This window comes from Moorena sp. SIO3I6, assembly GCF_010672095.1.
The window spans coordinates 1-13002 of the sequence record NZ_JAAHHU010000150.1; the positions used below are offsets into that span (position 1 = coordinate 1).

A 13002-nucleotide genomic window follows, 5' to 3' on the forward strand; every position below is an offset into this window, starting at 1 on the left:
TTGATGCAGTCGCTTTTTTGATCAATACTAGTTTCACATCTCCTTTTAAAAGCCTATAACTAATGAATTACTGGTTGATGAAGTCGGAACCACAAGTCTATAGCATCACTGATCTGGAAAAAGAAGGTAAAACAATTTGGGATGGGGTTCGTAATTACCAAGCTCGAAACTTTCTGCGTGAAATGAAGGAGGGAGACTTGGCTTTTTTCTACCATTCCAATACTAAACCCCCTGGAATTGTGGGCTTAATGGAAATTATTAAAAGTGAAGTAGTTGACCCGACTCAATTTGACCAAACTAGCCGTTACTACGACCCCAAATCAAGTGTTGAATCTCCGCGCTGGCATACTGTGGTAGTGCAATTTGTCGATGTTTTTCCCCATTTGCTAGAGCTTTCAACCCTTAAACAGGAGTTTAGCGACCAAGAGCTATGGGTGACCAGACGTGGAAATCGACTCTCGGTGATGCCAGTTTCTCAGGCAGTAGCTCAGAAAATTCTAGGCATCACTCAAGCCAAAAATCCAAGTCAAAGGTAATATTTCAGGCCGATTAATGAATGATAAACTTGTCACGAGCAGTAAAATGGCGAAGACGCCTAAGACTTTGGGGGTTATTAACCCTAGCACTTTTTTTGTGTGGCTGGCTGCTAATTAATACTCTGAGATTGCAGGCAGCAGCATCAGCACCTGTGGATACGTTCTTTGTCCTAGGGGGGAGTATTCGTCGAGAAATCCATGTTGCTGAATTAGTCAAACAGCACCCAGACAAGCGAATTCTGATTTCTCATGGATCCCCAGACCCCTGCATTTGGCTAATTTTTCAGCGGGAGATGGCATCTTCGGAACAGGTTTGGTTAGAAAAGTGTGCTAATTCTACCTTTGGTAACTTTTTCTTTAGCTTCTAGCAAAAGAAGCCCCACAACGAACATTCGCAGCATGAGTGTGGGATGAATTTTGCACAAGATATTTATGTAATAGGGAACAATTACGATTGAAGATCGTCTATAATAAAAGAAGTAGGGAAGACAAATTAAGAGCTAACCGCCACCTACTTACTAAAAATAGAACTTATTTATTGTTCCGGCGCGGAGGGGCATCCAGTGTCGTTAATAAAGCTTACCGAATATCCGTTCCCGTTAGGTGGAGTTGGTAAGAAGCCCACACTGTAATCTTTGATAAGCGTGTGGGAGTATGTCACTATCCCAATTTTCCGGCGTTGGGGTGTTCGTAGGGTTAAGTTAATTACCTCTTGCACCCATCTACCACGGGCTCAGTGGATGGCGCAAATTCTACTGGGAGCTCATGGGATTTGGGTAGACACAGATTTGGTGCCAGAGAAAGGTATTCCTGGTAATTCAGAATCCCCTCTCAAAACTGGGATAGACATTGCTCGCAGCTTGGTTTGGGCGCTGCTGTCTCAAGTCATTCAACCCCGATGCTCTGATCTAATCCAGCTCACGGATGTAGACATGAAGGCTTGGGGTGAGTCGGGTTTCAAGTGTGAGCGTCAGGGCGGAATTTCCTCAGGTGCGACCCGTGGCGAATTTATAGCAGAAGTCAGAAGTCAGAAGTCAGAAGTCAGAAGTCAAACTCTTGCGCTTACTTAGGTTTGAGACTTTTGTCATGTCCGCGCCTGCCCTGGCGACTGCTATAATTCTTAATGGGTCAAGCGCACCTAGGGAGATTTGATCTCTACTGTCATTGGTGCAAACCAAAAGCAACAATCCCCGTCTCTGAGCGAGCGGAGATTGTCAATTAACCCAAAGGTTCAACTGAGCCATTATTTGACTATGCGCTTCCAGGGAGCAAAGCCATTTTCAACACCCTTCAGACTAGCAGCTAAGCTGGGGTAATGTCGGAGCACAACACTTATGAAAGTGTTCTTTTCAATCCAGTCCAAACCGAATTGAGTATAGATTTCGGCAGTGTAATCCTTGGTAAAGAAGCGATCGCTTTTCAGTCGTCGGGATGCCATCAGAATGAATATCCGAAAGGCGGTATCGCTGAAACCAAATCCCTTGGGAGGATTTTCGGCAAACATACCTATCATTAGGTCTACACTATCGATATCATTGTTGTAAACCTCCCGCAATTCTTTCGCCCATTCTGGCTTCTCAGTGATTTCCTCGAAGGATTTAACTCGATCGCGACCAATTAGTTCCCGGAACTGGTTGTAGCGGGGAACCCCTCGCTCCCGGTCTCGCAGGATATCTACAGCAGCTAAGTCAAATACTTCACCGTTGTCCCTCACTAGCTGCTGCAATTTCTTTGGATAATTGTAAAGGGTGACAGCACCTGGGTGGCTGATTCCGAAGGTGTAGAATAAATCAGCTATATCTACCTGTTCTAGAATGGCACGTGAGCGCTTGCCAGACACTTCAAAAAAGTCTTTCGTCAGCAGCTCTTTACCGTCTTTAACTGAGTAAAACGGGAATTCATCGGGGATGAGGGGATGCATCCGATACACAGAAACGAATTCTTCGGTGAGGTAGTAGGGAGCACTGTGGTGGTCAATAGATGATCCGATAATGCCGCTGACTACTTCACTGTCCCCAATACGCCCAAAGCGATTTTTGAATTCCTCACCCAATATACCCCACCAATTCGTTCTCATGGCAACTTGCAAAGCGGGATGTGCCAGGATGCCCGGAGTCCATTCCACAGTATGAATTTTAGCTAGCAAGGCAGCATTAATCAGTCGAGCGTGGTCGAACAGGTCATCATCTGTCCAGTCAGGGTATTGTTTTTTCAGATGATCACAGATAGTGTTGTGCTCTTTGACGAACAGGATATGCAACATGCTTAGTCCTATCCACCAGTTATCGTCAAAGCCCACAATATCGATTCCGTTCTCTGGGTTGACAGGTAACAAACCGTCATCACCAATGATCATCTTACCATCGACATGGCTACGCACCTTATCAATAGTTTCCTGATTACTGCCATAGATTTGGGAAGCATCCCACCAGTGAGTTTCTTGGTTGATAAAGGTTGGGGGATTTTTGGTATCGTCTTCAGAACGAGTAGGGTCTTTTGGAGTTTTTTCGATTTCCAGAGGTCTATGCTCTTCGGGCCAGGGGTCATCCTGTTCCAGAGGAATCTCGATTTTCTCTTCGGAATCATTAAAGGTATGAGAAAACCAATCGTGAGTCTGGAATTGAATCCAAGCTGCAGCTGTTAGGTTTAAGGTCGAAGCTGGGACAAATTCATCCCGGGTCAATAACTTCCGACTGATCGTACGGGGGTTGGGATTGAGTAAATTCTTTTCGTCGGGGTATGCGTATTTCAGGGCTACATTGCGTCCAAAGCGGGTGCCAGCCATCCCCATTTTGGGATCATTGGGGTCATTAAATGAACCATCCGCTGTACGAATTTTAAGATGGCGACCATCAGGACTAGGAGTCGGTTCAGGGGGCTCCCCTTTTGTGGGTAATTGGGAGGTATCGTGCAGGTTTTCTTCCCGCATATTCTCGCGGAATTTATTTAATTTGAACAGGGCTAGAGGAGTAGGAAACTTATGCCAAGGTTTCTTTGTCATTGTGCTAATTCCTTTAGTTTTTATTACCGAGGTATTTAGTGTTTTAGGTTGGGAGTGTCAGGAATTCCGGTCAGAGCTTACTGCTCACTCCTAAGCTTAGGTGAATAGGACTGAGCATGATCTTAATTAATCCTTAATTCACCGTTGTCTAGCTCTTTCTATTTCTTAGTTTTTTATGTTGATCATAACTCATTAATTTATAAATTAAAGAGGATTGACTAATAAATCTAGTGTTGTATAATTTACAGGGATTGACAGTACCCATCTCGGGTACTCTTTGCTGATCACTCAACTGTCAATTAATTTCACAAGCCGTCAAGGGTTAACAAATTGGATATCCTTTTCTGGGAAGTAGGCTGGTAGAGGGTCTCGGGAGAGTACATTGGTTTTGGATGTCAGCTGCTGCTGGTCTAGGAGAATTGCGATCGCACTCTTACAAACAAACAGGATCAAATCCCTTCCGGGGCAAGTACGAGATCCTCTGAGAAACAAATTGGAGTAAGTCGAATTGTCCTGATCGCTCGGATCTAGCCACCGTTGAGGTACAAACGAATCGGTGGATGGGTCTAAAGACCGTTCCCGTTGCATGATTGGGAAAAAGTGTAGAATTTCCATGTCTGGCGGAATACGGGTGTTATTATAAGCGTCGCCAGCTGTTGTAATGTGAAAGGTTCTGGTCACTGGAGGGAACAAACGACCAGTTTCCAACAAACAAGCTTCTAAATAGCTGAGTTTAGCAATGGTTGAGGCTTTCTCTAACGAACCCGCTTCCTTGATTTCCTGTCGCACCCGTTCGAGCACTTCTGGTCTAGAGGTAATCATAGTCAGGGTTCTCGCCAGCAAGTCAGTCCCTGAACCAGTAAAGGTAAACATCCAGTGGGGGATTTGTTGCAGGAGTTCCTCTTCAGTAGTGTAGGGCTTTATGCCATGAGCCATAGACAACAGGCATGGCTTTTCAGACGCTTCGCTGCCTTCCCAAAGCTGCTCAAGAGTTTCATAAAATTTTTCTAAACGCTTAGTTTCAAACCTTCCCAATAGAATCCGCTTGATCGGATTTCCCACCATTGAGAATAACACCTGTATATCCTTGATCAACCGCTCAGGAGCAACATTTTCTCCAAACACGATGCCAAGCATTGCCTGACCCATAAATTTCCGGATATCCTCAATGTTGGACACTGGGTTTGAAAAAGCATGATTTACCTGTTCGAGGAAAGCCTGTTGGTACTGGTGCTGGCAACCTGTGCCAAGCACTCCCTCGTTATAAGGTCTCAGGCGCTGCCACTGTTGATCATGGCTGATAGTGAGGGCGTTGGGGGCAAGGAAAGACATACCATCCTTCTTGAGATTCCCTTCGATATAGCCTTGGCTGTCTGGTGGGTCTTGTAAAATCCGGTCTGATAAGTCACGCCCAGATACTAGCAAGACTTTCTTGAGAAGAAAGTTTAGAATGACATTTTTACTACCATAGCGTTTGATTACATCCTGAATCCAACCCCCTAATACTTTTTCAAGGTCGAAACCACGGGGGTTACGGATAAAGCCACTGGCTAGATTACCCAGAAGCCGTAACAAGTCGAGTACATTGGTAGAAGGGTAGGTGTTCATTATTCATTGCTCATTGTTTTGTTTACAAATCTTTCTTGAGGCTTTCTTTGAAACTTATCCATTGCTTCTATTTTCATGAAGGCTATCAGCTTAAGCCAGAATTTATCAATCCACTGCCTAATCAGAACTAGTGGCTCCTTTCTTGCATGTTTCTTACCACTTGGTTTACTAGATTTCGGGGCATAAATCTTATACTCAGGGCAAGCAACTGGTTTTTGAGACCAGGGACAACACCGGAATAACCCTGACAAATGTCCCAAATTTTTCCCTAAAATCCTCGGCCAGTTGAGATAGTTTCGACTCACTTCTGGCAACTAGTACTAACTTGTAGCCATCGCGAGCAAATAACTTAGTAAATTCATAACCAATGCCACTGGATGCACCAGTAATCAGAGCGGTTTTGGGACGATCCTTTACCTGATTTTTTAGATTCATTTGAGGTGTATTTTTACAAAAATTAACCCAGGAAATCTTGAAGAATTATTTCGATAGCCTTTCCAAAGGAATTGGAAACAAGGATTAGAGTTTTTTCATTACAAAAAATCCCTAGATACTTGATTAGCTCTAGCATGCATGCCTCTTGCCTCTTGCCTTTCCCTAAGGGATTATGTTCACAACTCAAATGGAAATGCTATGTAGGTTATAGTTATCCACTAGTAGTTGTAACTTAAATTACATTTTAAGGAGATCACCAGATCCTAGGGCAATGAAAAATCAAACCAATGAAGCACGCAGAGGGACTATAGTTGAGGTATAGCATACTTTTGAGAAATTTAGGGAGAATGGAGACCCTAGCTGAAGTAGGTGGTTCAGTTGCCAAAAATCTCTCTATTGCCTTGATAGTTATCCTCACAGGGAGCTTTTCCAAAACCCGATTGTTGTTAAAAAACTTAATAATCATGAAATATCAATGGTCGTTAAGTCATAATGGAAAGTGTTGGAAATTATAGTTTTTCGAGGAGAGACTTAACAACATCCAACTGGGGAGCAAGATTTTGTCAGGACTTACCCAAAATTGGCCAACAAACGCCCTTATACAAATTTGTGATAGTTCAATGACTCCTCCCCCACCCCAAAGCAAGGGGATTGGGTCAAAGGGGATAGTCACTGACAGTAATTTATTCCTAGCCTAGGGACAGCGCGTAGCAGAGAATCGGGGATCAGAACCAAATAAGCGTCACAAAATAGAAAGGAAAAAAGACAAATGACATCCTTATTGTTATTTACTCTCAATAGCAGCCTTAGAAAGTTTTCCTAAAAAAATATTCGGCCAGCATCTGGAATGCTAGGCATTGAGCTTGTAGCTTGCTTTATTCCGACAAAAGCCAAGATTCAACTAAATCAAATGGAAAAGGATATAATTTTTGAACCGTTGGAGTTCCGAAACTTGACCCTAAAGAATCGGATCTTTCGTTCTAATATCTCTGGTCGATTTGACAACTATGATGGTTCCGGTAACCAGGCACGGATCAATTGGGAAGAGAAATTTGCCCGAGGCGGCGTCGGTGCAATCGTCTCTTGCTTTACACCAGTCCAAATCCGAGGACGAATTTTACCTAACTATGCCACGATTGACCGGGATGATCGAATTCCTTTCTGGCGCAAGGTCGGGGAGAAAGTTCATGAATATGACTGTAAGTTTTTGATGCAACTGAGCCACTCTGGTCGTCAGCGGGATGTTGGTGGTGTGGAGAATTTGTATAATAAGGGTCTTAGTTCAACCAGTGAAACTGAGTCATTTCATGGGCTGGAGTGTCAGGCAATGACACGCAAGGAAATCAAGGAAATGATTCAGGCGTTCGCTGATGGTGCCAGACGAGCTCGTGAGGCAGGACTTGATGGGGTAGAACTGCACAGTGCCAATGGCTATCTGATTACCCAATTTCTGAGTTCAGGCATCAACGACCGCAAGGATGAGTATGGCGGTTCTCTGGAAAATCGAGCTCGTTTCTTACTGGAGATTATCCAGGCAATACGCAAAGAGGTAGGAAACGATTTTCACCTCCAGGCAAAAATCAGTGCAGTGGAATACAACAATGCTGTGATTCCTTGGGACAAGCCTGGAAATACCCTGGAAGACTCTATCCAAATCTGCAAGTGGGTGGAGGAAGCTGGAGCAGATGCCCTTCATGTACCAAATCCGCTTGACTGAGACTCTATTCAAAAAAATCAAAGTCCTTGCCTAGAGAGGATTTGATGATTTGTGTAACTACACTATGATAACCGGATTTGGTATCAATGGGTATTGCCTAGTTCCGTTGGTGTAACTTTTCTGTGTTGAGAGTCTTAACCCAAACTCATATTTATTGATAAATAATCCAATCACTCTGCGGCTCTATTCGTTTATCTCCATTCATCTGCTGCCGAAACTTAGATGTTTCTAGGTAAATATATTTTCTGGCTCTACTTTGGTTACCTAAAGGTCGGTGCTCGGCAATGCAATGCCACGGATTATAGGAGAGATTGCGAGCAAATGCGAGTTGAACTGGTGAATCGAATTCTTGAGCAGGAATACGCAATGTTGCCACTTTGATGTAAGGAGACAGAGTTTCAGACCAGACCACTGAAGCATTTTCAATGGGCATCCGGTGAGGATCTGTTTGAAATTGCACCATGAAATCAAAACAGACCTCTCGTTCGTCCAATACCTTGACCATCGCTTCTCGGAGATAGTCATAGGACGGATTTTTAGGGATAGGGGTTTTCTCGTCAGTGCTGGGTTTAATGGAATATTGGACTGCTTTTCTTTCCCCATAGAGGTAAGGGACACAACTGAAATACCTCACTTCTAAAGGACTGGTATGGGCTTTGGCATAGAGCCCCTGCATGATTGCATCTAACAGATGAGAGTCAAAAGGATTCAGAAAATACCAGGCGGGGGTGTCGTTAAAAACCTGTCGTTGTAACTTGAGATTTTCAATAATATTGGGGGTGGTAAAGGTAGGAGAACTGATACCTGTGAAGTCTTGGGTCATCTTTTCATCATCAATAAGTTTTTCACCTTCTACATCCATCAGTTTGATGCCAATGCTAAGAATGCCATTGTTGTATAAATCATGGGTTTCTAAAGGCCCAGGACCTGAAAACCGCACCCAAGCAGCATAGGTTTTGGTTTCTCGAAAGATTCCTACTCTTAACTCATCAGCTAAATCGGTAAGAACTTCAAAGGTTGCTTTAACAACTCCATAAGTTTTGGTATTGCCAGCTCGCTCAGCAACTTTTCCAGTGTAGTTTTTTTTCAAAAACTCAGTCATTTGCTGAGCAATATCTCGGGTAATTTTTTCTTCATCCGGCAGGAGTTTTTCTTGAGCAATAGCCAGATGATCGTTTTTCCTACTTAGATTGATGATAAATTGGGTAACTGCTTGAATTCTTTTTTGAAACAAGCGGTCGAAGCTATCTCGAATAGCCGGATTCAATCGACGTGTGAAGTTAATTAATTTCACGGAAAGGGCGTTAACTATTTTTGGTATGCTCATGGCTCTCATCCTTCACAAAATCTGATTTTATGAATTAAGTTCTATTGCTTGGTCATTTTGAGCATTTACTCTGAAATCGATGCCAGATACCGGATAGCTTTGATGCCAGGTAAGAAAAAGTAAGCGCCTCCCCGAACGACTACAAATTGCGGTAAATTTTTAATCCGTTTTCTAATCGGTTTTCCTGGAATTGTGAAAATATCGGTATTTCCCATTTTTCCAGGGTGGCGATCGCCCACCAAAGGGTCTGTCTCCTCATAGAGACCGTTAAATTTTGGATTGTTGACCCAAGTATGCTGTACAAACTCAAACTGCCGATTGATATTGGCATTAATACAGATGAAATGGATGCCTCGCTCCCCTGGGTTGGGGTTATTGAGGATGGCTTCTGGATCAAACGATGGACTGATCGGTTCTCCATAGGTTCGACCCCGGCGGAGCAGCCGATGGGTTTTGTTGATGGCTATAGATCTCTCAGTGCCTGGAGCCGGGTCTAAGGAGTCTCGGGGGTTGGAGCGGCGGATATGGGCACCAAAGGGACACCGAAAACCCTGAGGATCTACATGGTGGTAAGCAAAATCATTCTTATCGATAACGTTCGGGTCATCTCGATCTGGGGACTGCACCAGGGAGGTACCGCTAGGCCAGCGACCAACCATTTTAGCGGCGAGTTTGAGACGCTCCTCAGGGTTACTGGAGCCGTCATGATTTTGGGTGACTTCCTCTAGAAAGCGCCAAAATTCCTCAACTTTTTGGCTCAGATGTCGGAAGACCAGGTAACTACCATTGCGACCCAGATCATGGAAGCCAAATTCACCAGACGGCAGAATATTGTGAGGATCGAGATCAGGTTTTACCCTGGGACTTTCTGTTAGCAAATTGTATTCATTGGTATAGCCTAGGATAAATTCTCCCGCTTTGATAGTATTATCGGGTGACCCGACCCGGTTAAGACCTTCAATAATAGGTTGACTAATCCCATCTTGAAAACCAAAGTGTTCTCGAAATCTCCCTGCTTCGTCTTTGAGGGTTAAAGTATCCAATTTCAGAATAAACTCAACCCCACCTTTGGGCAACTGATCGACCAGTGTGGTACAAAATTCATCCAATTGCTCATCATCAGTGGCATATAGGAGCAGGAGGATGTGCACTCTCGTCTGCTGCGGATTCGTTCCCCCCCAAACCCATAATTTCGGATCATTTTCACTGTCCTCATGATCGCCAAGAATACGACTGCGATTAGCTTCAGTCATGCCTTCCTTAAACTCTGTGGGGAAAGTGCTGAGGGTGCTTTGATGCAAACCTAAAGTGGTTAATCCTTCGTAAGTAAAGGCAATATTTAGGCAGAGATCGGAGGGGGGATCCTGGCTGGTTTGCACTCGATCTACCAAATTGCTCAGCCACTGTCTAGCTAGAGGGGCGTCCTGGATGTGTAGTAGGACATAGGCAGCAGCTTTGAGATTACCGCAGCCACTGGCGATAATGCTTTGAATATCCTGAACTTCAAGGTGAGACATAGGGCTTCCTGGAGTAGTCGTTAATAGGACATAGCAGCTAGAAAAGAGGGGCAATTTAACTCAGAACCGAGACAGCCATGCTTGCTGTTGAGCAGTGTCTAAAGGTTGGAACAGTCCAGCTCGAATCTGGGCATTGTTGCTGATGTTGACCGCTGAAAGATTGGGATAGGCCGCATACCAAACCTGGCTGCGAATCTGATACTTGCGAAGGACAGCTTTATAAATTTGTTCATCTCTAGCACCACCCTTTACCAGCCAACTGGTTTTGGGATAATCCACCCCGTGACCAAAGATTATGTTTAATCCCCAGGCTAATTTGTTGATGAAGTCATTCATATAGTCTTCTAAGTTGAAATCGTAGTTGCTCATAAACAGCACCCGTCGGCCTTGATCAATCACCACCCAGCGGGCGAAGTGAATGGTGTCTACCCCATATAGATTGAGCAGAGGAACCGTTCCCAAATCACCGTTGTTAAAGACGTGACGAGTGGCAAAATTAGCCAGCCAAAGAATGACCCTCAGGGTGATGTAGCGGAACCAACCCGGTTTGACAAAACCCACCACACTGAATTGATTTTGACTAAAAAAGTCTTCATCTTGGGCAAGGTGAAGGCGATGAAACTGACTTAGTCTAAATTTTGGATCCTGCCTAGGATGAGGAGCTGTTTCCTCTTTCCAGCGCAAAATTGCAACGAATAGGGGGGAGATTGGCAAGAAGGCCAATCCTAGCAGCAGGATTAAGAACAAGCCAACGATCAGATGCAGCTTGTCTCGAATCTGCCACCCTAGATCGGGGGGTACTGCCGGAGTCAGAGCCCAGGAGAGGGAGGGATCTTGCTTCACAAAGTTCTGAATGGCCCGACGAACCGTATCCACATCGGAACCGTCAGCTCCTTGCTGGTGCTGGTAGCGATCTAGAAAGAGCTCGATCTTGTCGTGCAAGTCGGCTTCCTGGCGAACCTGTTGTACTGTGCGACCTATGGTGTTCACATAGAAGGTCTGAGTATTGACCCGGTGTTTCTGCAGGTAGGCGATCCGGCTGCTGACAGTGAGCCGCTGGGGGGAGGGATAGCCTTCGCAGTGGCTAAAAATTCGATCCAACCCATAACCACCCTCCTCCGCTAGTGAGCGCAGATACTCCTTCAGAGGAGCATCAAGGCAATTTGAGAAGGCCAGACTGGGCGGAATTGTGATGCCTAGTAGGGGATCTTTAACCGCCTCCAGGATGACAAACCTGGCGAAATGAACCTGCGGAAACTGAGCAAAGGGAATCAGGTCGTTATGCCCGACGTTTTGCTGGATGGACTGGAGCACTTCCCTCAGGCAGTCCATCTGGTCAGCCTTAATTGGAGCGATTACGGTGAGGGTTTCTTGGTAGGTCATACACCTGTACCGATAGGGGTATCTCTTCTCTAGTCAGGTTATTGGCCAGCCTAGAGACCATTTGGGCGATTAAAATTCCAGGGAGAAACACAACACCCGGGTTGTGTCCCAGTAAGCTTGACCCAGATAAAGACCAGGAGAAACTTCCCGAATTTCATCGCGAATTTTTTGGGCCACAAACGATGTTTTGGAATAGTCCAAAATCGTGGCTTCTCCCTGGGTGAACCAGCTCTCGCCGGGATCAACTTTGGCTTTGATCATCTGGATGCTAAATAGGCTGACACGATTGAGTAAGAAGCCCTGATCTCGATAAAATACCTTCCCCTGCCAGGCTAATAACTTGACTAAGCCAGAGCAGAGATTGCCTGTAGGCAGGCTTGTCAAAGATAAGACAGTGCCTTTCCCTTCTCCATCGGGGATGTCACCCATGGGACTGCGCTGATACAGCTGATCCAACTCGGTCGGAGATAATTTCTGAAGGTCTGCTGTCGTCATGGTCATCTCTAGAATCTTCCTTATTGGTGATTGAATGGGTTAGACAGGTATCGGTTTGTCGGTTTCAGAAACGGGGTGGGCTAAAGAAGCGAGTTTCTCTGAGAATTGCTATATCCTTGGTTGGAGTTCTGTGGTATCTCACCCCTAACTTTTAATTTAATACATTCATCCTGTTTATGGGGTGGTGTTGTTTTTCTGTGTTTAAAAACTTAATCAGAACGGCAACCCATGACTGACAATTTAAAAGCGAATGAATTTTGTCAATACGTCTACGGAGAAGTCGAACCGGTGTAGTGGGGAAAGCGAATGGTGGATTAATAATGCGAGTTAATACCGAGATTATGAACCGAATCCTAGCCAAAGAAAGCTGCTGCTCAAGGGATTGATAAACAGCACCCTGCCTTGCTAGTCCAAAACCTAAGCCCGGTGGCACACCACCAAGAAGCTCGAAATTCCCAAAGGTTTATTTTTAGAGTTTTTACCCCCTTACTCTCCTGAGTTACAGCCAGCAGAGCGGTTATGGCCTCTTCTAGATCAGGCGCTCATCAATCGGGTATTTGAGACGATAGAAGCATTGGAAGAAGCAATTTTCCAGCGTTGTCGTCAACTCATCAAGCAACCTCAAATACTTAGGAGGTTGACTCAATTCCATTGGTGGCCGTCATTGACAACTTGCATTGTCTAATTAAACGGATTCCATATTATTATAAATAACTTGGGTACAGCTCAGATTTTCGGCTCTCCTAGACTGATGATATTAAATTAGTAGTTTAATAGTAGTTTAAATGAAGCTTAACCCCTTAAATAGCAAGGGATTCAATAAACTAAAAATACATTGTCTTGATGCAATAGCGAGTGGTTTGAATTTACCGTAAGATAGTGGAGCCTTATTAAAAAATATTTAACCCTTTTCTGCATAACCTGCTAACTATAAAGGCTCCACTATCTAAGGTTTTGTCTCCGGGGGAAACCCCCAAGACCGC

General features: G+C 44.6%; 12 protein-coding genes. 5 read left to right on the forward strand and 7 right to left on the reverse strand.

Annotation, left to right across the window (positions count from 1 at the left end; all coding sequences use genetic code 11):
• Positions 1 to 62 precede the first annotated feature (62 nt).
• From F6K49_RS28220 to F6K49_RS28230, 3 genes are all read left to right on the forward strand, one after another.
• Positions 63 to 536 carry an EVE domain-containing protein gene (locus tag F6K49_RS28220; RefSeq protein ID WP_293101910.1) on the forward strand — a complete coding sequence of 158 codons (474 nt, stop codon included), beginning with the start codon at positions 63 to 65 and terminating at the stop codon, positions 534 to 536.
• 29 nt (positions 537 to 565) lie between these two features.
• Complete coding sequence (locus tag F6K49_RS28225) at positions 566 to 904, forward strand: hypothetical protein (RefSeq protein ID WP_293019078.1); 339 nt, start codon at positions 566 to 568, stop codon at positions 902 to 904.
• A gap of 267 nt (positions 905 to 1171) precedes the next feature.
• Positions 1172 to 1606, forward strand: a complete 435-nt coding sequence (locus F6K49_RS28230; protein ID WP_293019080.1) for a hypothetical protein — start codon at positions 1172 to 1174, stop codon at positions 1604 to 1606.
• 173 nt (positions 1607 to 1779) lie between these two features.
• Here F6K49_RS28230 and F6K49_RS28235 read toward each other — a convergent pair whose 3' ends face one another.
• The 3 genes from F6K49_RS28235 to F6K49_RS28245 all read right to left on the reverse strand — a co-directional run bounded on the left by F6K49_RS28235 (position 1780) and on the right by F6K49_RS28245 (position 5580).
• Positions 1780 to 3537, reverse strand: a complete 1758-nt coding sequence (locus F6K49_RS28235; RefSeq protein ID WP_293019082.1) for a peroxidase family protein — start codon at positions 3535 to 3537, stop codon at positions 1780 to 1782.
• 315 nt (positions 3538 to 3852) lie between these two features.
• Positions 3853 to 5145, reverse strand: coding sequence for a cytochrome P450 (locus F6K49_RS28240; RefSeq protein WP_293101913.1), 1293 nt, complete (start codon positions 5143 to 5145; stop codon positions 3853 to 3855).
• 195 nt (positions 5146 to 5340) lie between these two features.
• Positions 5341 to 5580: an SDR family NAD(P)-dependent oxidoreductase gene (locus tag F6K49_RS28245; RefSeq protein ID WP_293019085.1), complete on the reverse strand. Its 240-nt coding sequence runs from the start codon at positions 5578 to 5580 to the stop codon at positions 5341 to 5343.
• A 910-nt stretch (positions 5581 to 6490) separates the two neighbouring features.
• Here F6K49_RS28245 and F6K49_RS28250 point away from each other — a divergent pair.
• A complete protein-coding gene (locus F6K49_RS28250; RefSeq protein ID WP_293068871.1) occupies positions 6491 to 7297 on the forward strand; it encodes an NADH:flavin oxidoreductase in 807 nt (268 codons plus the stop codon).
• Between the two features lie 151 nt (positions 7298 to 7448).
• On the opposite strand, the gene F6K49_RS28255 is transcribed toward F6K49_RS28250, so the two are convergent.
• The 4 genes from F6K49_RS28255 to F6K49_RS28270 all read right to left on the reverse strand — a co-directional run bounded on the left by F6K49_RS28255 (position 7449) and on the right by F6K49_RS28270 (position 12025).
• On the reverse strand, positions 7449 to 8624 hold the full coding sequence (locus F6K49_RS28255; protein WP_293068868.1) for a catalase family protein: 1176 nt from the start codon (positions 8622 to 8624) through the stop codon (positions 7449 to 7451).
• A 65-nt stretch (positions 8625 to 8689) separates the two neighbouring features.
• Positions 8690 to 10141 (reverse strand): Dyp-type peroxidase, encoded by a 1452-nt coding sequence (locus F6K49_RS28260; protein ID WP_293101918.1) that lies wholly within the window; start codon positions 10139 to 10141, stop codon positions 8690 to 8692.
• A 60-nt stretch (positions 10142 to 10201) separates the two neighbouring features.
• A complete protein-coding gene (locus F6K49_RS28265; RefSeq protein ID WP_293068862.1) occupies positions 10202 to 11524 on the reverse strand; it encodes a hypothetical protein in 1323 nt (440 codons plus the stop codon).
• Between the two features lie 69 nt (positions 11525 to 11593).
• Positions 11594 to 12025 (reverse strand): hypothetical protein, encoded by a 432-nt coding sequence (locus tag F6K49_RS28270; protein ID WP_293068860.1) that lies wholly within the window; start codon positions 12023 to 12025, stop codon positions 11594 to 11596.
• A 445-nt stretch (positions 12026 to 12470) separates the two neighbouring features.
• Between F6K49_RS28270 and F6K49_RS53660 the strand changes: the two genes are divergently transcribed.
• Positions 12471 to 12704 carry a transposase gene (locus tag F6K49_RS53660; protein WP_364302975.1) on the forward strand — a complete coding sequence of 78 codons (234 nt, stop codon included), beginning with the start codon at positions 12471 to 12473 and terminating at the stop codon, positions 12702 to 12704.
• Positions 12705 to 13002 lie beyond the last annotated feature (298 nt).

Bases quoted from the DNA above. Each gene is read 5' to 3' on its own strand.
- F6K49_RS28220 (WP_293101910.1), top strand. From the start codon at position 63: ATGAATTACTGGTTGATGAAGTCGGAACCACAAGTCTATAGCATCACT.
- F6K49_RS28235 (WP_293019082.1), bottom strand. From the start codon at position 3,537: ATGACAAAGAAACCTTGGCATAAGTTTCCTACTCCTCTAGCCCTGTTC.
- F6K49_RS28240 (WP_293101913.1), bottom strand. From the start codon at position 5,145: ATGAACACCTACCCTTCTACCAATGTACTCGACTTGTTACGGCTTCTG.
- F6K49_RS28245 (WP_293019085.1), bottom strand. From the start codon at position 5,580: ATGAATCTAAAAAATCAGGTAAAGGATCGTCCCAAAACCGCTCTGATT.
- F6K49_RS28250 (WP_293068871.1), top strand. From the start codon at position 6,491: ATGGAAAAGGATATAATTTTTGAACCGTTGGAGTTCCGAAACTTGACC.
- F6K49_RS28255 (WP_293068868.1), bottom strand. From the start codon at position 8,624: ATGAGCATACCAAAAATAGTTAACGCCCTTTCCGTGAAATTAATTAAC.
- F6K49_RS28260 (WP_293101918.1), bottom strand. From the start codon at position 10,141: ATGTCTCACCTTGAAGTTCAGGATATTCAAAGCATTATCGCCAGTGGC.
- F6K49_RS28265 (WP_293068862.1), bottom strand. From the start codon at position 11,524: ATGACCTACCAAGAAACCCTCACCGTAATCGCTCCAATTAAGGCTGAC.
- F6K49_RS28270 (WP_293068860.1), bottom strand. From the start codon at position 12,025: ATGACCATGACGACAGCAGACCTTCAGAAATTATCTCCGACCGAGTTG.